Below are 17209 nucleotides of genomic sequence, written 5' to 3' on the forward strand. Positions count from 1 at the left end.
CATTCGACCATGACCCGCTACCGCCGGTATCCCTACCAGGACGTTTTCGACGAACGGCTGCACATGGCATCGCCGCCTGCGGCACTGCCCTTCGTGCAGCAGCTCAGGTATTACCTGTCCAGTGATGCGCTGGCCGACCGCGGGACCGGGTATGCCGCGATCATCCACCCGAACAAGACGGTGTGCTGGCTGAGCGCGCGCGACGACCGGATGATGACGACCGAACCGTCCCCCATCGCGATCGCCGAACTGCAGCGGCTGTTGTCCGAACCGACACCGGACCTGGCGCTGGCCATGGTCAATCGCGAGATGTTCGAAAAGCGCGCGACAACGGGCAGCCTGCTCCCCATGCGCCCCACGCTGTGGGACATCGGCCTGCACGCCGGGCACGGTGACACACCGTTGCAGCCGTTGATGGGCGATACGCAGCTGCAGCTGCACCGCTGGCCCGACTTCCGCATCCTGGCCCATCGCCACGACCACTTCCGCCTGTGCGCGTTGATGGTCAGGCACGGTGTCTCGGTGGAGGGCTGCAGCTCCCTGCTCGACATACCCCGGCAACAGGTGCAGGCCTTTTTCAACGCCGCCTACCTGAGCGGCTACGGTTTTCCCGTCATGGGCAGCCCCCCCATGGCACGCCGTTCGGCCGCCGATGGACTGGCCAACCTGTGGCGCCAGATTCGAATCCGCTGGAGTGCATGACAATGCGTGAACACAAAGTGGTCGTCATGGGACCGCTTGGCGTTGGCAAATCAACGCTGGTGCAGACCCTGACGCAAGGACAGGCGGTAGCGACCGAAGCCCGCAACAGCGATCCCAGCGTCGGCAAGGAGTTCACCACCGTCGCCCTGGACTATGGCGACATCGCTCTGCCCGGCGGCGATCGCCTGCGCCTGTATGGCACCCCGGGGCAGCAGCGGTTTTCCTACCTGTGGCCCATCCTGCTGGCCGGCGCGCAGGGCGCGATCGTACTGGTCGATGCCGGCACCCACCCGGGCACGGCACAGGCGGCGATGTACCTGCAGGCGATTGCAGAAGCGGCGCCGCGCTTGCCCGTGGTGATCGGCGTGACCCGCTGCGACGACAACCTTCCCGCATTGCGCGCCTGGGAAACCTGGCTGCAGATGCACGCCCCGTCCCTGCCGGTGATGCCGCTGGACCCGCGCCAGATGCCGCAGGCCATGATCCTGATGGATGTGCTGATGAGCCAGATTGAATGCAACGCGATGGTGACAATCGATGAATGACACGCCCCACCCGGCCCCCACCCTGGAGGCCCTGGCCAGGACCCTCAGCGGCGTGCAGGCCATCGTCCTGGCCAGCAGCGATGGCTTCGCCCTGGCCCAGGCAGGCCCACGGGGCAACACCGCCGACCGCCTGGCGGCCATGACCAGTTCGATGCTCGGCCTGGCCGGCGCGCTGGGCCGTGAGCTGGCCTTCGGCGACCTGGACACCCTCATTCTCGAAGCCGCCCACGGCAAGGTCCTGATGCTGGCCGTGCCGGGGCCGTCGCCACGGCTGCTGATGACCGCCTGCGACCACACCTGCGTGATCGGGAACGTGCTGTGGCACGCAAAACAATGCGTGCTCCAGCTCGCCGCCACATCGGACCAGTAAATGCGTCCGCGATTCTTCCACCACTTCTTCAACCGCCGACTTTCCAACACCGAGACTGAAATGAATACTGCTATCAACAAATGCCTGGAATCGCTCATGCAGATCAACGGCGCACAGGCCGTTGCCCTGGTCGATTATGAAAGCGGCATGCTGCTGGGCCAGGCCGGCGCCGGTGTCGACATGGAACTGGCTGCGGCAGGCAACACCGAAGTCATCCGCGCCAAGATGAAGACCGCCGATGCACTCAAGCTCAACGATGCCATTGAAGACATCCTGATCACGCTGGGACGCGCCTACCACGTGCTGCGCCCGGTGTCGGCCAAGCGCGGCCTGTTCTTCTATGTCGTGCTGGATCGCCAGAAGGCCAATCTGGCCCTTGCCCGGCGCATGGTGCTGGACGTGGAAAGTTCGCTGGTGCTGTAAGCCGCCGGCAACCGGTACGCCCCCGCCCCGGGGGAAAAACAGGGGAATATGGGGATGGGGACGCCGCCCCCGCTTGGGGAAGCGGGGGCGGCATTTTTGCGTGGTGTCGCCCTGAAGCCGCTTCATTCCCCACCGGCGCCAACGCCCACGAAGCCCACATGCCTGCGCGGTCCTGGCCGTGTGCATCCGCCAGTGCGCGCCGCAACAGCACGATGCCCGGCGCAGCAATACGCATGCGTTTTCAGATAATTCGTAAAACCCATGCATGCAGGGTTCTGAAAGCGCATTTTGCAAGTTATGGAATATCGATCCTGCGCTCGAAATGATTTTCTAGCAGCACGTGCCGGGACCACGCTCCCTGCCGTCATTCCAGAAAATCAAACCAGACTTCAATAAGGATCCACCATGACTACTGCAACGCTGCCCATGCGCCGCGCCGCCCGCCCCATGTCCGCACAGCGCGGCTTTTCGTTGATTGAACTGATGGTGGTGGTGGCGATCATCAGCATCCTCGCCATGGTCGCCCTGCCGCAGTACCAGAACTTCTCGGCGAAGTCGAAGCTGTCGGCCGCGCTGTCCGAAGTGGCCGGCGGCAAGATCGGTGTGGAAGCGCTGTTTTCCGAAGGCTCCACCACCAGCGACCCGTCCGCAGTCGGCCTGCCGGTGGAAGGATCGCGCTGCAGCAGCTTCAGCGTGTCCATGGACGGAGCCTCCGGTGAAGCCAACCTGACCTGCAGCCTGAAGGCCGACACCAAGTGGGGCGGCAGCGCCACGCTGAACCTGGACCGCAGCAAGGACGGCCTGTGGAAGTGCACCGGTACCGGCGCACCGGAAGATCTGCTGCCGGCCGCCTGCCGCGCCTGATCCCCGCCTGATGCGCACGCTGCGATGGCTGTCCCCGGCGGGCATCCGTCGCAGCGTTGCGGCAGCCCGGCGGCATCGCCGCCACTGCCCCGATGAACACCTGATCGCCCGTCCTTCATGCACCTGCGAATCCTCCGCTGCCCGGCCCTGTCCGCCAGCAACACCCGACACGGTGGGCGCTGATCGTGCCGAGCCCTCCATGAACATCGTCATCGCCGATCCCAACCCGGTGTTGCGCCGCGAACTGCAGGCCTGCCTGCAGCAGCATGTGGCCGGGTCGAGCATCACCCATGCCCGCTCACCGCATGAAGCCGAACAGCATGCCGGCAACCCGGCCTGCGACCTGCTGGTGATCGACCCCTACATGCCCACGCCGGGGCAGAGCGATGGCATTGCCCTGTTGAACCGCATCGTCCGGGCCCGTCCCGACCTGCAGGTGATCGTGCTGATCACGCGCAGCTACTGGCGCGGGATCGGCGCGGCGTTTCCCAAGCTGAAACCCTGCCGGGTCTACAAGTACAGCCCGCCCAGCCATCTCTGCGGCGTCATCGATGCCATCGCGGCGGGCCCGACCCAGAGCACAGCTCCTGCGTGCCAGCCCCCCGCCACGGAGTTACCCATGAAGGAACCGGCCCATGCCCTCTGACTGTTCTCATGACGCCGTTGCACGGCCCCGCAGCCGGCACCAGGGCGGGTTTTCACTGGTGGAACTGATGGTCGTGGTGGCCATCATCGCCACGCTGGCCATGATTGCCCTGCCCCAGTACCAGACGTTTACAAAGCGCACCAAGGTCGCCGTGGCCCTGTACGAGCTGGGCGTGAACAAGGCATTGGTGGAAGCGACACTGGTCGAAAGTGATGCATCACTCAACGGCCTGCGGGCCAAGCTGCTGGCGCAGATGCCGACGGAAACCTCGCGCTGTACGAGCTTCAACGCCAACCCGTCCTATGTCGGTGGCCAGCTCTACATCGCGCTTGATTGCATGCTGCAGTCGGATGTCGTTGCCGGCGGCCTGCTGCGGCTGCAGCGTGACAGCAATGGCGGCTGGGCCTGCCAGGGCCTGGGCATTCCCTCCACGCTGATGCCCCAGGCCTGCGAAGACTACTGACCGCCCTGCGGTCGCAGGATCATCCGAACCGCGCCACTTCCACCCGGGCCTGGAAGCTGCGGACGTCCACCGTCGCGCAGCCTCCCGTGCGCCGGTGGAATGCCTCCGCCAGGCGACAGGCGGCATCGAAGGCGTCGGCGCCGGACAGATGGAATGAGGGCTGGACCTGCCCGGCAAGCTGCACGTGCCAGCCGCGGTCCAGATGGGTGACGATGACGTTCATGGCGGATTCCCGGAACAGCCGCCGCAGCGGCCTGTGTGCCCACGATCCACGAGGCCTGGAACGTGATCCATCAGACCCGTCTGAAGTGACGCAGGCGGGCCAGCCGTCACATCCCTGAGTGGCTTAAGTGAAGAGATTACGTGACCCTTGTCACGATGTTGACATTGATTCACACTACCTTCACCTACAGGGGTCCCTTCCACATGCGCACCTTCCTGCACCTGCAGCGTTCCACGCTGCTCAAGCTGTACTTCGCGGCCTGCTACCTGATCCTGCTCGAAGAGCTGATCCGTGCGTCGCTGAGCTGAGCCCGCCGGGGGGCACCGGGGCCCGGCCCCACCCTTCCTCACGTGCCGGCCACTTCCGCGCTGCGCACACTGGGTGTCCCTTGCTGCAAGGCACCTGCCGATGAAACCGATCGCCCTGCTGCCGCTGCTGCTGGCGGCCTGTGCCACCGCCCCGACCGTGGCCCCGATCGCGCCGACACCGATGCCCGGCAGCGACCGCGATGCCCACGGCTGCATCGGCTCGGCCGGATACCAATGGTGCGCACGCAACCAGCGCTGCGAACGCCCCTGGGAGCTGGCAAAGGCCGCAGGCATCGCCAATACTGCGCAGGCCGTCGCCGCGTACTGCGCCGCCGGCAATCCCCCTCCTCGGAACATCCCCAATGAGTGACCTGACCCCGCTGCCGGCCCTGGCCCGCGGCCGCTATCGCCATTTCAAGGGCGGCCTGTACGACGTCATCGATGTGGTCCGCAGCAGCGAAACCCTGCAACCGATGGTGCTGTACCGGGCCCTGTACGGCGACGGTGGCCTGTGGGTACGCCCGTATGCGATGTTCGTCGAGCAGGTACCGGGAGCCGAGGGTCCGCAGCCGCGCTTCGCCCCGCTGCCGGACTGACCCCCGCCCCGTGCGGGCAGCCCCGGGCCCGCCCGCTGCAAGGACCGCCTGATGAATCCCTATGTCTATCTCGCCGCGGCCATCGTGCTGGAGGTCATCGCCACCTCGCTGCTGAAGGCGTCCGACGGCATGAGCCGGCTGTGGCCGACCCTCGGCGCACTGGCCGGCTATGGCGTGTGCTTCTACCTGCTGGCATTGACGATGAAATCAGTGCCCACCGGCATCGCCTACGCCATCTGGTCGGGCGTGGGCATCGTGCTGATCTCGCTGATCGGGCTGGTGGTGTTCAAGCAGCGGCTGGATCTGCCGGCACTGCTGGGTATCGGCCTGATCCTGGCCGGGGTGCTGGTGATCAACCTGTTCTCGCGCAGCGGCGCGCACTGAGCGCGCCGTTGCCGAGGCTGGCTAGCTGACCTTCTTCGCCACGGTCATGCCCAGCAGGAACAGCACCACGGCGATGATGATGCCCGCCCAGAACAGGAACTTGGCGATTCCCACGGCGGCACCGGCAATGCCACCGAAACCCAGCGCACCGGCAATCAGGCCGATGATGGCGAAGATGATGGCCCACTTGATCATGTCGATCCTTTCCCCGGCAGGGGCGCGATAGGAGCCATCACGCTAGCCGGTGGGCGATGCCTGGACCGTGAGCGCAGCGCCCAGCCGACGTGAACGGCCTGCGGTTCAGCGCGGGCGGAAGCGCAGCAGCAGTACCGCAAAACCGAGGAAGATCGTGCCGGTCAGGCGGTCGAACAGGCGCTTGAGCGCTGGCCGCGCCAGTGCACGACGCAGCTTGTGGCCGCCCAGCGCATAGACCGCGTACCAGAACAGTTCGCAGGCAGCGAAGGTCGCTACCAGCACGGTGTACTGCACGCCCAGCGCACGCGCCGGGTCGACGAACTGGGGCAGGAAGGCGGCTGCGAACAGCAGCAGCTTCGGGTTGCTCAGGCCCACCAGGAAACCACCCCGGAATACGGCCCACGGCCGGTCGAGCGCGGGTGGCGGCAGCGCATCGCCTCCGCCCACCGGTGCCTGCGGCGCTGGCGCACGGCTCTCGCGCCAGGCCTTGATGCCCAGCCAGGCCAGGTAGGCCACGCCCAGGTAGCGCAGCACCTCGAACAGCACCGGCGAGGACAGCAGCAACGCGCTCAGCCCTGCCGCCGATGCGGCCAGTACCAGCACCAGGGCCAGCAGGCAGCCGAGCATCGCTGCCGTGCTGCGGCGGAAGCCCAGGCCGACACTGCGGCTGAGGATGTGCAGCATGTTCGGGCCGGGCGTGCCGCACAGCACGAACACCGTCACCGTGAACAGCCACCAGGTATGCAGGGCCACGCGTCACTCCAGGCAATGGAAAACAGCCCCCAGCTTACGGCCGGCGGAACGGCCTGCCCATGGACAGTCGTGCTGCCGTTCGATGGGTACAGCACAGGCACCCGGCCTGTGTTTCAATCCAGGGCTGGGCAACGATGTGGATGGACATGAAGACTCTGGGCCTGATCGGCGGCATGAGCTGGGAAAGCTCCGCGCAGTACTACCGCATCCTCAACGAGGAAGTCCGGCGCCGACGGGGCGGCACCCACTCGGCGCAGCTGCTGTTGTGGTCGTTCGACTTCCACCGCATCGAACAGCTGCAGCATGCCGGCCAATGGGATGCCCTGGCCGTGGAGATGGCCGAGGGCGCGCGTCGCCTGCAGGCCGGTGGTGCACAGCTGCTGCTGATCTGCACCAACACCATGCACCGGCTGGCCGACGCGGTGACCGACGCCGTGCCGGTGCCACTGCTGCATATCGCCGACCCCACCGCCGCGCGCATCAAGGCCGATGGCCTGCAGCGCATCGGCCTGCTGGGCACTGCGTTCACGATGGAACAGGACTTCTACCGCGGCCGGCTCGAGCGCACGCATGGCCTGGACGTGCTGGTGCCGGACGAGGATGACCGGCGCACCGTGCACCGGATCATCTACGAGGAACTGATTACCGGCGTGGTGCGCGACGCCTCGCGCCAGGCGTATGTCGAGGTCATCCAGCGGCTGGTGGCGCGCGGGGCGCAGGGCATCATCCTGGGCTGCACGGAAATCATGCTGCTGATCGGCCAGCAGGACAGCCCGGTACCGTTGTTCGACACCACCACCCTGCACGCCCTGGCGGCGATCGATGCCGCGCTGGACGACTGATCCGGCCGGGTCGGCTCAGGCCGGCCGCAGGGTGATGTGCGGGTGGCTGGCCAGGATCTCCAGCACGATGTCGAAATAGGTCGGGCCACCGGCCTGCAGCGCCTGCAGCTGGCGCTGCACGCCTTCGGCATTGAAGTGGTCCGGCTGCGCGAGTTTGGCCTGCAGCCAGTCGCGCGTGGCCGCCACGCCCAGCGCCTGCCGGCTCTTCTCGAACTGCAGCCAGGTCAACTGTACCGCAGAAGCATCCCGGGCCACGCCGTAGCTGCCATATAGCAGATCATCCAGCGCATCCAGGCTGGGGCCGAGCTGCCAGTCCTCATCGGCCATGAAAACGCGGTTGATCTCGGCATAGAAGCCGCCGATGTCCTGGAAACGGTCGCCATCCAGGGTGAGGGAAAGGGGCGTGGGCGGGCTCGGCATGCCCCCATGGTACCCGGCTCAGTCCGGCACGATCGCCAGCGCCGACAGCAGCCATTCCACCACGTCCTGCGAATCGCACAGGAAGAACACCGCATCCCCCGCCGCCGCATTGCTGAGCTGGGTGTGGATGCTGATCGCCACGGCGATCTGGTTGGCGACGAAAACCTCATGCAGGCGCGGCTCGCCTGCATGGCCGGACACGGCCGACAATGCGCGCCGCGCCGCCTTGGTCGCCGCCGGCTCGGCGGCCTTGCGCAGTTCGGGGCCGCGCACGCCCCAGGACACGGTGACATGCTTGCCTTTGAACACGGTGTCCAGGACCGGTGCGGCCGTGGCCGCGCCTTGGATGAAACGACTGCTGATCAACACAACCCCCTGTGGTTGGTTTCGAGGGGCAGTGTCCCATCAGAGGTTCGGGTGCGACAGTGCCGTGATGGAGCTCACGCTTTCACGGGCTCCCTGCACTAGACGGCAGCGACGGCGGAAACTTTAGGGTTGCGTCGCTTTTCCTGCGCCAACAAAAAAGCCCACGCATCGCTGCGCAGGCTTGATTGATCCATCACAGTGGTCGGGACGGCCGGATTCGAACCGACGACCCTCTGCCCCCCAGGCAGATGCGCTACCAGGCTGCGCTACGCCCCGACTGATGCTGCGATGTACCCGCCGTTGGGCGGGCCGTGAAGTATAGCGGATAACGCGGAGAAATGAATCAGCGCCGCAGCAATTGCAGCACTTCTTCCAGCTCCATGCGTACCTGCTTGATGATCTGGTTGCTCAGCGCCGATTCCTCGCGGGCATCGGGGCCATCCAGCCGCAGGCGCGCACCGCCGATCGTGTAGCCCTGTTCGTACAGCAGGCTGCGGATCTGCCGCACCATCAGCACATCATGGCGCTGGTAGTAGCGGCGGTTGCCACGGCGCTTGGCCGGTTCAAGGCTGGGAAACTCGGTCTCCCAGTAGCGCAGCACGTGCGGTTTGACGTCGCACAGCTCGCTGACTTCACCGATGGTGAAGTAGCGCTTGGCCGGTATCGGCGGAAGTTCTCGGTTACTGCCCGGATCCAGCATACGCTTCCACCCTCTCCTTGAGCTTCTGGCCCGGACGGAACGTGACCACCGTACGGGCGGAAATCGGAATTTCCTCGCCGGTCTTGGGGTTGCGACCCGGGCGCTGGTTCTTGCGCCGCAGGTCGAAATTGCCGAAGCCCGACAGCTTCACCTGACGTCCCTGTTCCAATGCTTCGCGCAGCACATCGAAGAATGCGTCGACGAATTCCTTGGCTTCACGCTTGTTCAGACCGACTTCGTCGAACAGCTTTTCCGCCATCTCCGCCTTGGTCAATGCCATTGCCTGCTTACCCCCGAGTGCTGCCCGCTCAGCCGCGGATCCGGGCGTGGTGTTCACGCTCGATGGCAGTGACCGCCTCGGCCACCACCGCTTCCACGTCGCGGTCCGTCAGAGTGCGCGACTTGTCCTGCAAAATCAAGCCCATAGCGAGACTCTTGAAGCCCGGCTCGACCCCCTGGCCGACATAGCGGTCGAACAGGTTGACCTCGCGCAGCAGCGGACCGGCCGCCTGCCGCACGGTGGCGGCCAGGGCCGCCCAGCTGACCTGTTCAGGCACCAGGAAGGCCAGGTCGCGGCGTACCGCCGGGAAGCGCGACAGCTCGCCGGCACGCGGCAGCTGGCGGGCCGACAGGCCGGCCAGGTCCAGTTCCACCGCATAGACGTCCACGTCGAGGTCCAGCGCCTTGGCCAGGCGCGGGTGGATCTGGCCGATCCAGCCGATCACCGCGCCATCGCGCAGCACCTCGGCCGAGCGGGCCGGGTGGCCATACGGGCGCTGCGAAGGCTCGAACGCCAGCACCGCGCCACTGGCCGCGGCCAGCGATTCCAGGTCGCCCTTGAGGTCATGGAAATCAACCTTGCGGGCCGGCAGGCCCCACTGCACGGTCTCGGCATCGCCGCAGACCGCGGCAGCCACGCGGGTGGTTTCCAGCGGTGCCGGCTGACCGTCGCCGGCCTGCTGGGCGAACACGCGGCCGACCTCGAACAGGCGCACGCGCCCCTGCTGGCGGGCGGCATTGCGGCCCAGCGTGGCCACCAGGCCCGGCAGCAGCGACGGGCGCATGACCGCCAGTTCGGCCGACAGCGGGTTGGCCAGCGGCACCAGGCCCTCGGTCAGCTGCCACTGCGACAGCAGCGCGGCATCGACGAAGGCGTAGTTGATGGTTTCCTGCAGGTCACGGGCGACCAACTGGCGGCGCACGCTCAGCGTGTCCAGCACGGTCTCGGTCGGCATCGCCACGCGGCTGGCACCGCCCGGCAGCGTGGTCGGGATCTGCTCGTAGCCGTGGATGCGTGCCAGCTCTTCGATCAGGTCTTCCTCGATGGCGATATCGAAGCGGCGGCTCGGTGCGGTGACCTGCCAGCCTTCGCCGGCGGCGACCACGTCCATGCCCAGTGCGCGCAGGATGCGCTCGACCTCGGCATCGTCGATGCGGATGCCGAGCACGCGGGTGATGCGGGCGCGGCGCAGGAGGATCGTGGCCGGCTGCGGCAGATCCTCGGCACGCACGGCCTCGGTCACCGGCGACGGCGTGCCACCGGCCAGGTCCAGCACCAGGCGGGTGGCGTATTCGATGGCGGTGCGCGGCAGCGCCGGGTCGACCCCGCGCTCGAAACGGTGGCCGGCATCGGTGTGCAGGCCCAGCTTGCGGCCCCGGCCCATGATCGCGGCCGGCGCGAAGTGCGCCGCTTCCAGGAACACGTCGGTGGTGGCGTCGGTGACGCGGCTGTCGAAACCGCCCATCAGGCCGGCCAGGCCCACCGGGCGGTCAGCGTCGGTCACCACCAGGAAGCTGTCATCCAGCACCACCTCGCGGCTGTCGAGCAGCGTGGTGGTTTCACCGGCACGCGAGCGGCGCACGGCGATGCTGCCCTTCAGCGTACCCAGGTCGTAGGCATGCATCGGCTGGCCCAGTTCCAGCATCACGTACTGGGTGATGTCCACCAGCAGCGACACCGGACGCACGCCGCTGCGGCGCAGGCGCTCGGCCATCCACAGCGGGGTGCTGGCGGCGGCGTTGACGCCTTCGATCACCCGGCCCAGGTAACGCGGCGCATCCGCGCCCGCCGCCAGCTGGATCGACAGCTCGCGGCTGCCCACCGCAGCGACCGGCGCGGCAGCGAACGGCCGCACTTCGCTGTGGGCCGCAGCAGCCACGTCATAGGCGATGCCGCGCACGCTGAAGCAGTCAGCGCGGTTCGGAGTCAGCTTGATCTCGATGCTGGCGTCAGGCAGGCCCAGGTAGTCCACCAGCGCCTGGCCAACCGGCGCATCATCGGGCAGTTCCAGCAGGCCCGAGGCATCGTTGTCCAGGCCCAGCTCCTTGGCCGAGCACAGCATGCCGTTGGATTCCACGCCACGCAGCTTGGCCGGCTTGATCTTCAGCTCGCCGATCTGCGCGCCGACCATCGCCAGCGGCGCGACCAGGCCCGGGCGTGCGTTCGGTGCACCACAGACGATCTGCAGCAGCTCGCCCTGCCCGGCATCGACCCTGCACACCTGCAGACGGTCCGCTTCGGGATGGCGCTGGGCCTCGACGATACGTGCCACGACCACGTGATCGAGGCCATCGCCCAGCGCGGTCACCTCCTCCACTTCCAGCCCGATGGCGGTCAGCACCGCGCTCAGTTCATCGCGCGAGGCGGAGGTGGGAACGTGGCTGCGCAGCCAGTTTTCGGAGAATTTCATGGTGTCACCCTGGTGGGAGGCGCGCCTCCCGTTGCGGTTTTGTGGTCGCCCAGCGCATGCGCAAGGAGGCGTCCATCCGGAAATGCAGCCGAGCATGGCCCGGCTCTACACGGTTGCGGCTTACGCGAACTGTTTCAGGAACCGCACGTCGTTCTCGAAGAACGCGCGCAGGTCGTTGACGCCGTAGCGCAGCATCGCGAAGCGCTCCACGCCCAGGCCGAAGGCGAAGCCGGTGTAGCGCTCCGGATCGATGCCCACGTTGCGCAGCACGTTCGGGTGCACCATGCCGCAGCCGAGCACTTCCAGCCAGCGGGTGCTGCCATCGGGCTGCTGCCAGGCGATGTCCACTTCCGCCCCCGGTTCGACGAACGGGAAGTAGCTGGGACGGAAGCGCATCTCGAAATCGCGCTCGAAGAAGGCGCGCACGAACTCGGCCAGCGTGCCCTTCAGGTCGGCGAAGGTGGAATGCTCGTCAACCAGCAGGCCTTCGACCTGGTGGAACATCGGCGAATGGGTCTGGTCGCTGTCGCTGCGGTACACCTTGCCGGCGGCGATCATGCGCAGCGGCGGCTGGTGCTCGCCCATGTAGCGCACCTGCACACCCGAGGTATGCGTGCGCAGCAGGCGGCCGTCACCGAAGTAGAAGGTGTCGTGCATCGCGCGCGCCGGATGGTGCGGCGGGAAGTTCAGTGCTTCGAAGTTGTGCCAGTCGTCTTCGATTTCCGGGCCTTCGGACAGCTCATAGCCAAGGCGGCCGAAGATGCCGGTGATCCGCTCCAGGGTACGGGTGACCGGGTGCAGCCCGGCGCGGTCGCCGCGGCGGCCCGGCAGGGTGATGTCGATCGCTTCGGCAGCCAGGCGCGCGTCCAGCGCAGCGTCTTCAAGCACGGCCTTGCGTTCGCCCAGCGCGCGGGTCAGCGCATCACGGGACTGGTTGATGGCTTCGCCGGCGGCCTTGCGCTCATCGGCCGGCAGCGCGCCGAGCTGCTTGAGCTGGGCGGTGATGCTGCCATTCTTGCCCAGCAGCGCCACGCGCAGCTGTTCCAGCACGTCCGGGCTCTGCGCGGCGGCCACATCGGCCAGCGCCTGGGTGGTCAGGGATTGGATGTCACTCATGGGTAGCCGGAACTCCGGTCGGTCTGCCATCGCGACGTGCGAAGGGCCGACCCCCGTCGCCACCGCTGCCCGGTCGCTGCGCCAGCGGCCGCTGCGCCCGGGACAAAAAAGAATGGGGAAGGACTTGCGCCCTTCCCCATGCATTGCCTTGACCTGACACCGTTCCGAGTGAACGGCAACGGCATCGGGAAGGACTTATGCCGCCAGCGCGCCCTTGGCCTTTTCGGCCAGTGCGGCAAAACCGGCTGCGTCGTGCACGGCGATGTCAGCCAGGACCTTGCGGTCCAGGGTGATGCCAGCCTTCAGCAGGCCGTTCATGAAGCGGCTGTAGCTCAGGCCGTTGATGCGGGCAGCCGCATTGATGCGGGTGATCCACAGCGAACGGAAGTTGCGCTTCTTCTGCTTACGGCCGATGTAGGCGTACTGCTGTGCCTTGATGACCGCCTGCTTGGCAACGCGGAAGACCTTGCGACGGGCGTTGTAGTAGCCCTTGGCCAGATCCAGAATTTTCTTGTGACGGCGACGCGCCTGTACGCCACGCTTAACTCGTGCCATTTTTCAGTTCCTCAGAGGTAGGGCAGCATGCGGTCCAGACGGCCTGCGTCTTCTGCGCGGACGTGGTTCGTCTGACGCAGGTTACGCTTCCGCTTGGTCGCCTTCTTGGTGAGGATGTGGCTACGGTTGGCGTGGCCAGCCTTGTACTTGCCGGATGCGGTCTTGCGGAAACGCTTGGCCGCCGCCCGGTTGGTCTTGATCTTGGGCATTGCTATGTCCTTGATGGTGTTTTTTTACTGACCAGGGCGGTGGCGATGCCACACTTTCCGTCCGTGCCCGTGCCTGCTTGTAAGCCCATCTCCTCAAAGGAGCGGGCCGGTCCTGTTGCCGTATTCATCAAAGCAAAGAAAACAGCACCCGGCGAACCGGGCCGCCCATTATGCCCGCCCTGCCCGGCTGATGCAAACCCTTGATCGAGCGGGCATTGCCGGGGCGGTGCTCCTGCGGGCCGCAGGATTGCGTCTCAATGGAAAACGAGACGATATGGCGGCAAAGTGAAGCCGCCACAATGCACAAAGCCGGGCCCGGGGCCCGGCTGTGCTGGACGCGGCCGGGCAAGCGCCCGACGCTGCCTTACTTCTTCTTCGGCGCGATCATCATCACCATCTGGCGGCCTTCCAGGCGCGGACGGGATTCGATCACGATGTCTTCGCCGAGATCCGCCTCGATGCGGGCGGCCATTTCACGGCCCAGCTCCTGGTGGCTCATTTCACGGCCACGGAAGCGGATGTTGACCTTGATCTTGTCGCCATCTTCGAGGAAACCGCGCATCTTGCGCAGCTTGATCTGGTAGTCGCCCTCGTCCGTGACCGGACGGAACTTCACTTCCTTGATCTCGACCTGCTTGGTCTTCTTCTTGGCCTCGCTGGCCTTCTTCTGCGCTTCGAACTTGAACTTGCCGAAGTCCATGATCTTGCAGACCGGCGGATCGGCCTGCGGCTGGATCTCGACCAGGTCCAGGCCTTCATCTTCGGCCATGGACAGCGCTTCGTCGCGCGACAACACGCCGATCATTTCACCGTCACTGCCGATCACGCGGACGCGCGGCACACGGATTTCCTGATTCTTGCGGTTCTGTTTGTTGTCAGGGGTGCTGATATTACATTCTCCCAAGGGTATCGAACCGGCCCGGGTGCCTGTGCCCCCGGACCGGACCTTTGCTTACGCGCCCTCGGCGTGCAGCCGCTCGATGAAGGCCTGGACGCTCATGCTGCCCAGGTCCTCGCCGGAACGCGTACGCACCGCCACCGCGCCGTTTTCCTTTTCGCGGTCGCCAATGACCACCAGGTACGGCACGCGCTGCAGCGTGTGCTCGCGAATCTTATAGCCGATCTTCTCGTTACGCAAATCGGCGTTGACCCGGAAGCCTTGATCCGCAAGGGTTTTGGTCACAGCCGAGACGTATTCAGCCTGTGCATCGGTGATGTTGGCCACCACCACCTGGGTCGGCGCCAGCCAGGTCGGGAACTGCCCGGCGTGGTGCTCGATCAGGATGCCCAGGAAGCGCTCCATCGAACCGACGATGGCCCGGTGCAGCATGACCGGGTGCTTTTTCTGGCTGTTCTCGTCCACGTACTCGGCGCCCAGGCGGCCCGGCATCATGAAATCGACCTGCATGGTGCCCAGCTGCCAGGTACGGCCGATGGCGTCCTTCAGGTGGTACTCGATCTTCGGGCCGTAGAAGGCGCCCTCGCCCGGCAGTTCCTGCCACTCCACGCCGCAGCTGGACAGCGCCGAGCGCAGCGCGCCTTCGGCCTTGTCCCAGGTGGCGTCGTCGCCCAGGCGCGATTCCGGGCGCAGGGCGATCTTGATCTGGATCTCCTCGAAGCCGAAGTGCCGGTAGACCGCCAGCGCCTGCTGGTGGAAGGCGGTCACTTCCGATTCGATCTGGCTCTCGGTGCAGAACACGTGGCCGTCGTCCTGGGTGAAGCCGCGCACGCGCAGGATGCCGTGCAGCGCGCCGGACGGCTCGTTGCGGTGGCACGAACCGAATTCACCGTAGCGGATCGGCAGGTCACGGTAGCTGTGCAGGCCCTGGTTGAACACCTGGACATGGCCCGGGCAGTTCATCGGCTTGACCGCGTAGGTGCGCTTCTCCGATTCGGTGAAGAACATGTTGTCCTGGTAGTTGTCCCAGTGGCCGGACTTCTTCCACAGGCTCACGTCCAGGATCTGCGGGCAGCGCACTTCGCCGTAGCCGCTGCTGCGGTAGACCTTGCGCATGTACTGCTCGACCACCTGCCACAGCGCCCAGCCCTTGGGGTGCCAGAACACCAGGCCCGGGGCCTCTTCCTGCAGGTGAAACAGGTCCTGCTGCTTGCCGATGCGGCGGTGGTCGCGCATCTCCGCTTCTTCGATGCGCTTGATGTACGCCTCGAGCTGCTTCTTGTCGGCCCAGGCGGTGCCGTAGATGCGCTGCAGCTGCTCGTTCTGCGCATCGCCACGCCAGTAGGCACCGGAAATGCGGGTCAGCTTGAAGGCCTTCAGGAAGCGCGTGTTCGGCACGTGCGGGCCGCGGCACATGTCCACGTATTCCTGGTGGTAGTACATGCCCATGGCCTGGATGTCCTCGGCCATGTCCTCGATCAGGCGCAGCTTGTAGTCCTCGCCACGGGCCTTGAAGATCTCGACCACCTCGGCGCGCGGCGTCATCTTCTTGATGACGTCGTAGTCCTGGGCGATCAGCTCGCCCATGCGCTTTTCGATGGCGGCCATGTCGTCCGGGGTGAACGGGCGCTCGGAATAGATGTCGTAGTAGAAGCCTTCGGCAATGACCGGGCCGATGACCATCTTCACGTCCGGGTACAGCTGCTTGACCGCATGGCCGACCAGGTGGGCACAGGAGTGGCGGATGATCTCCACGCCCTCCTCGTCCTTGGCGGTGATGATGCGCAGGCTGGCATCGCGCTCGATGACGTCGCTGGCATCGACCAGCACGCCATCGACCGCACCGGCGATGGTGGCCTTGGCCAGGCCGGCGCCGATCGACTGGGCGACGTCCATGACGCTGGGGGGATTTTCGAATTCGCGGCGGCTGCCGTCGGGAAGGGTGATCGTGATCATCGCAATGGCTTCAGGCTGGGCCCGCGGGGCGGGCTGGAATGCGGTGCCGGGCCGGAGCCCGGGCAATAAAAAAGCGCCACGTGGGCGCCTGGAACACAGGGCCGTGGCGGCAGGTCAGCGGTGGGCGGTGGTAGTGCTCATGTCGCACGCTCGGCCGGCGCAGGGCGCGGGCCACCTTGTTCCAGGAAGGCTGTGCCCACGATCTTAAACCAGCGCGCGACAAAGCCCAAGCCAGCCTGCCACACCGCCTGAATGGCCAGGCGCTGGCGACCCCAAACGCCAATGATTACCATGTGCGCGCACGGTTTCCGTGCCCCGCCCCACCACCAGGACCTCCACGATGCCCCCGCTGTTCCGACGGCCCCTGACCGCCGGGCCGGCCTGCGCAACGCGCGCCCGGCCCGTTCCCTGCACACCCCGCCGATGATTTCCGTTGGATTGTCCAGCCTGGGCCTGAGCAGCCTGGCCGTACTGGCCTCGGCGTTTTCAGCGGCGGCCTTCTATGGCGCGTCACCGCACTGCCGCTGGCCGCGCCTGCAGCGTGCCAGCCGCCTGGGCGCGCAGATCGGCCTGGTGGCCGCCGCCGCCGGGCTGTGGCTGTGGATCGCCGAGCTGGGCTTTGCCGCCGGTACCGTGGCCATGCTGGCCACCTGGATGCTGGTGGCGATGCTGCTGCCCTGGCTGGCGGCCTGGCACCGCCCGCGCACGGGCGCACGCTGATGTGGCCGCGCGCCCTGGCCGGCATCATCGCCGGCTTCTTCCTGGCCGCGGCGGTTACCGGGCTGATCGCCTGGCTGCCACCCGGCCCGTGGCAGCACGCGCTGGTCCCCAGCCTGATCGCCTTCATCCCGCTGTGGATGCTCGCGGCGCTATGGGCCTTCAGTTTCCGCAGCGGCCTGCACGCCTGGAGCGGCCTGGGCACGGCGGCCATGGCCGGCTTCGCCCTGCTCTGGCTGCTGCGCGCCACCGGCGCGGTGCAATGAGG

General features: G+C 66.5%; 26 protein-coding genes and 1 tRNA gene. 13 read left to right on the forward strand and 14 right to left on the reverse strand.

What is annotated here, in order from left to right; genetic code table 11:
• The first annotated feature begins 9 nt into the window (after window positions 1-9).
• From Q9R17_RS01945 to Q9R17_RS01975, 7 genes are all read left to right on the forward strand, one after another.
• Window positions 10-702 carry a hypothetical protein gene (locus Q9R17_RS01945; protein WP_308156784.1) on the forward strand — a complete coding sequence of 231 codons (693 nt, stop codon included), beginning with the start codon at window positions 10-12 and terminating at the stop codon, window positions 700-702.
• Between the two features lie 2 nt (window positions 703-704).
• The gene (locus Q9R17_RS01950) at window positions 705-1247 is read left to right on the forward strand and encodes a GTPase (protein ID WP_308156785.1); all 543 of its coding nucleotides are present in this window, start codon (window positions 705-707) and stop codon (window positions 1245-1247) included.
• The gene (locus Q9R17_RS01955) at window positions 1240-1617 is read left to right on the forward strand and encodes a roadblock/LC7 domain-containing protein (protein ID WP_308156786.1); all 378 of its coding nucleotides are present in this window, start codon (window positions 1240-1242) and stop codon (window positions 1615-1617) included. Before Q9R17_RS01950 ends, Q9R17_RS01955 begins: the two co-directional genes overlap by 8 nt.
• A gap of 96 nt (window positions 1618-1713) precedes the next feature.
• Window positions 1714-2040 (forward strand): hypothetical protein, encoded by a 327-nt coding sequence (locus Q9R17_RS01960; RefSeq protein ID WP_308158405.1) that lies wholly within the window; start codon window positions 1714-1716, stop codon window positions 2038-2040.
• A gap of 405 nt (window positions 2041-2445) precedes the next feature.
• Window positions 2446-2904: a pilin gene (locus Q9R17_RS01965; RefSeq protein ID WP_308156787.1), complete on the forward strand. Its 459-nt coding sequence runs from the start codon at window positions 2446-2448 to the stop codon at window positions 2902-2904.
• A 10-nt stretch (window positions 2905-2914) separates the two neighbouring features.
• Window positions 2915-3550: a response regulator gene (locus Q9R17_RS01970; protein ID WP_308156788.1), complete on the forward strand. Its 636-nt coding sequence runs from the start codon at window positions 2915-2917 to the stop codon at window positions 3548-3550.
• Window positions 3540-4013 carry a prepilin-type N-terminal cleavage/methylation domain-containing protein gene (locus Q9R17_RS01975; protein ID WP_308156789.1) on the forward strand — a complete coding sequence of 158 codons (474 nt, stop codon included), beginning with the start codon at window positions 3540-3542 and terminating at the stop codon, window positions 4011-4013. The genes Q9R17_RS01970 and Q9R17_RS01975 overlap by 11 nt, the downstream gene beginning before the upstream one ends.
• A gap of 19 nt (window positions 4014-4032) precedes the next feature.
• On the opposite strand, the gene Q9R17_RS01980 is transcribed toward Q9R17_RS01975, so the two are convergent.
• On the reverse strand, window positions 4033-4236 hold the full coding sequence (locus tag Q9R17_RS01980; protein WP_308156790.1) for a hypothetical protein: 204 nt from the start codon (window positions 4234-4236) through the stop codon (window positions 4033-4035).
• A 408-nt stretch (window positions 4237-4644) separates the two neighbouring features.
• Here Q9R17_RS01980 and Q9R17_RS01985 point away from each other — a divergent pair, with 408 nt between their 5' ends.
• Genes Q9R17_RS01985 through Q9R17_RS01995 form a run of 3 tightly spaced genes read left to right on the forward strand, consistent with a single transcriptional unit; the run spans window position 4645 to window position 5524 of the window.
• Complete coding sequence (locus tag Q9R17_RS01985; protein WP_308156791.1) at window positions 4645-4914, forward strand: hypothetical protein; 270 nt, start codon at window positions 4645-4647, stop codon at window positions 4912-4914.
• Window positions 4907-5140 (forward strand): DUF1653 domain-containing protein, encoded by a 234-nt coding sequence (locus Q9R17_RS01990; RefSeq protein ID WP_308156792.1) that lies wholly within the window; start codon window positions 4907-4909, stop codon window positions 5138-5140. Before Q9R17_RS01985 ends, Q9R17_RS01990 begins: the two co-directional genes overlap by 8 nt.
• Before the next feature lie 51 nt (window positions 5141-5191).
• Window positions 5192-5524: an SMR family transporter gene (locus Q9R17_RS01995; protein WP_308156793.1), complete on the forward strand. Its 333-nt coding sequence runs from the start codon at window positions 5192-5194 to the stop codon at window positions 5522-5524.
• 21 nt (window positions 5525-5545) lie between these two features.
• Here the strand turns inward: Q9R17_RS01995 and Q9R17_RS02000 are convergent, their stop codons facing one another.
• Complete coding sequence (locus tag Q9R17_RS02000; protein WP_308156794.1) at window positions 5546-5719, reverse strand: DUF1328 domain-containing protein; 174 nt, start codon at window positions 5717-5719, stop codon at window positions 5546-5548.
• 105 nt (window positions 5720-5824) lie between these two features.
• The gene (locus Q9R17_RS02005) at window positions 5825-6472 is read right to left on the reverse strand and encodes a LysE family translocator (protein ID WP_308156795.1); all 648 of its coding nucleotides are present in this window, start codon (window positions 6470-6472) and stop codon (window positions 5825-5827) included.
• A gap of 146 nt (window positions 6473-6618) precedes the next feature.
• Between Q9R17_RS02005 and Q9R17_RS02010 the strand changes: the two genes are divergently transcribed.
• Complete coding sequence (locus Q9R17_RS02010; RefSeq protein ID WP_308156796.1) at window positions 6619-7314, forward strand: aspartate/glutamate racemase family protein; 696 nt, start codon at window positions 6619-6621, stop codon at window positions 7312-7314.
• A 15-nt stretch (window positions 7315-7329) separates the two neighbouring features.
• Here Q9R17_RS02010 and Q9R17_RS02015 read toward each other — a convergent pair whose 3' ends face one another.
• The 11 genes from Q9R17_RS02015 to thrS form a co-directional block, all read right to left on the reverse strand.
• Complete coding sequence (locus Q9R17_RS02015; RefSeq protein ID WP_308156797.1) at window positions 7330-7734, reverse strand: ribonuclease inhibitor; 405 nt, start codon at window positions 7732-7734, stop codon at window positions 7330-7332.
• Between the two features lie 18 nt (window positions 7735-7752).
• The gene (locus tag Q9R17_RS02020) at window positions 7753-8100 is read right to left on the reverse strand and encodes a hypothetical protein (protein WP_308156798.1); all 348 of its coding nucleotides are present in this window, start codon (window positions 8098-8100) and stop codon (window positions 7753-7755) included.
• Between the two features lie 199 nt (window positions 8101-8299).
• Window positions 8300-8376: transfer RNA gene (locus Q9R17_RS02025), tRNA-Pro, on the reverse strand.
• A gap of 67 nt (window positions 8377-8443) precedes the next feature.
• Complete coding sequence (locus Q9R17_RS02030; protein ID WP_005410431.1) at window positions 8444-8800, reverse strand: MerR family transcriptional regulator; 357 nt, start codon at window positions 8798-8800, stop codon at window positions 8444-8446.
• Window positions 8781-9080 carry an integration host factor subunit alpha gene (locus Q9R17_RS02035; protein ID WP_005410432.1) on the reverse strand — a complete coding sequence of 100 codons (300 nt, stop codon included), beginning with the start codon at window positions 9078-9080 and terminating at the stop codon, window positions 8781-8783. The genes Q9R17_RS02030 and Q9R17_RS02035 overlap by 20 nt, the downstream gene beginning before the upstream one ends.
• Before the next feature lie 28 nt (window positions 9081-9108).
• Entirely contained in the window at window positions 9109-11490 is a 2382-nt protein-coding gene (gene pheT, locus Q9R17_RS02040) for a phenylalanine--tRNA ligase subunit beta (protein WP_308156799.1), read from the reverse strand.
• A 120-nt stretch (window positions 11491-11610) separates the two neighbouring features.
• On the reverse strand, window positions 11611-12606 hold the full coding sequence (gene pheS, locus Q9R17_RS02045; protein WP_308156800.1) for a phenylalanine--tRNA ligase subunit alpha: 996 nt from the start codon (window positions 12604-12606) through the stop codon (window positions 11611-11613).
• Window positions 12607-12801: 195 nt separating this feature from the next.
• Window positions 12802-13161, reverse strand: a complete 360-nt coding sequence (gene rplT, locus Q9R17_RS02050) for a 50S ribosomal protein L20 (protein ID WP_005410435.1) — start codon at window positions 13159-13161, stop codon at window positions 12802-12804.
• 11 nt (window positions 13162-13172) lie between these two features.
• Window positions 13173-13370, reverse strand: coding sequence for a 50S ribosomal protein L35 (rpmI, locus tag Q9R17_RS02055; protein ID WP_010342861.1), 198 nt, complete (start codon window positions 13368-13370; stop codon window positions 13173-13175).
• Window positions 13371-13734: 364 nt separating this feature from the next.
• Complete coding sequence (infC, locus tag Q9R17_RS02060; RefSeq protein ID WP_308156801.1) at window positions 13735-14274, reverse strand: translation initiation factor IF-3; 540 nt, start codon at window positions 14272-14274, stop codon at window positions 13735-13737.
• Window positions 14275-14322: 48 nt separating this feature from the next.
• A complete protein-coding gene (gene thrS, locus Q9R17_RS02065; RefSeq protein ID WP_308156802.1) occupies window positions 14323-16224 on the reverse strand; it encodes a threonine--tRNA ligase in 1902 nt (633 codons plus the stop codon).
• Window positions 16225-16647: 423 nt separating this feature from the next.
• On the opposite strand from thrS, the gene Q9R17_RS02070 reads away from it, so the two are divergent.
• On the forward strand, window positions 16648-16944 hold the full coding sequence (locus Q9R17_RS02070) for a hypothetical protein (protein WP_308156803.1): 297 nt from the start codon (window positions 16648-16650) through the stop codon (window positions 16942-16944).
• A complete protein-coding gene (locus Q9R17_RS02075; RefSeq protein ID WP_308156804.1) occupies window positions 16944-17207 on the forward strand; it encodes a hypothetical protein in 264 nt (87 codons plus the stop codon). Before Q9R17_RS02070 ends, Q9R17_RS02075 begins: the two co-directional genes overlap by 1 nt.
• Window positions 17208-17209: the final 2 nt, after the last annotated feature.

Origin of the sequence: Stenotrophomonas sp. 24(2023) (assembly GCF_030913365.1) — a bacterium.
Lineage (GTDB): Bacteria > Pseudomonadota > Gammaproteobacteria > Xanthomonadales > Xanthomonadaceae > Stenotrophomonas.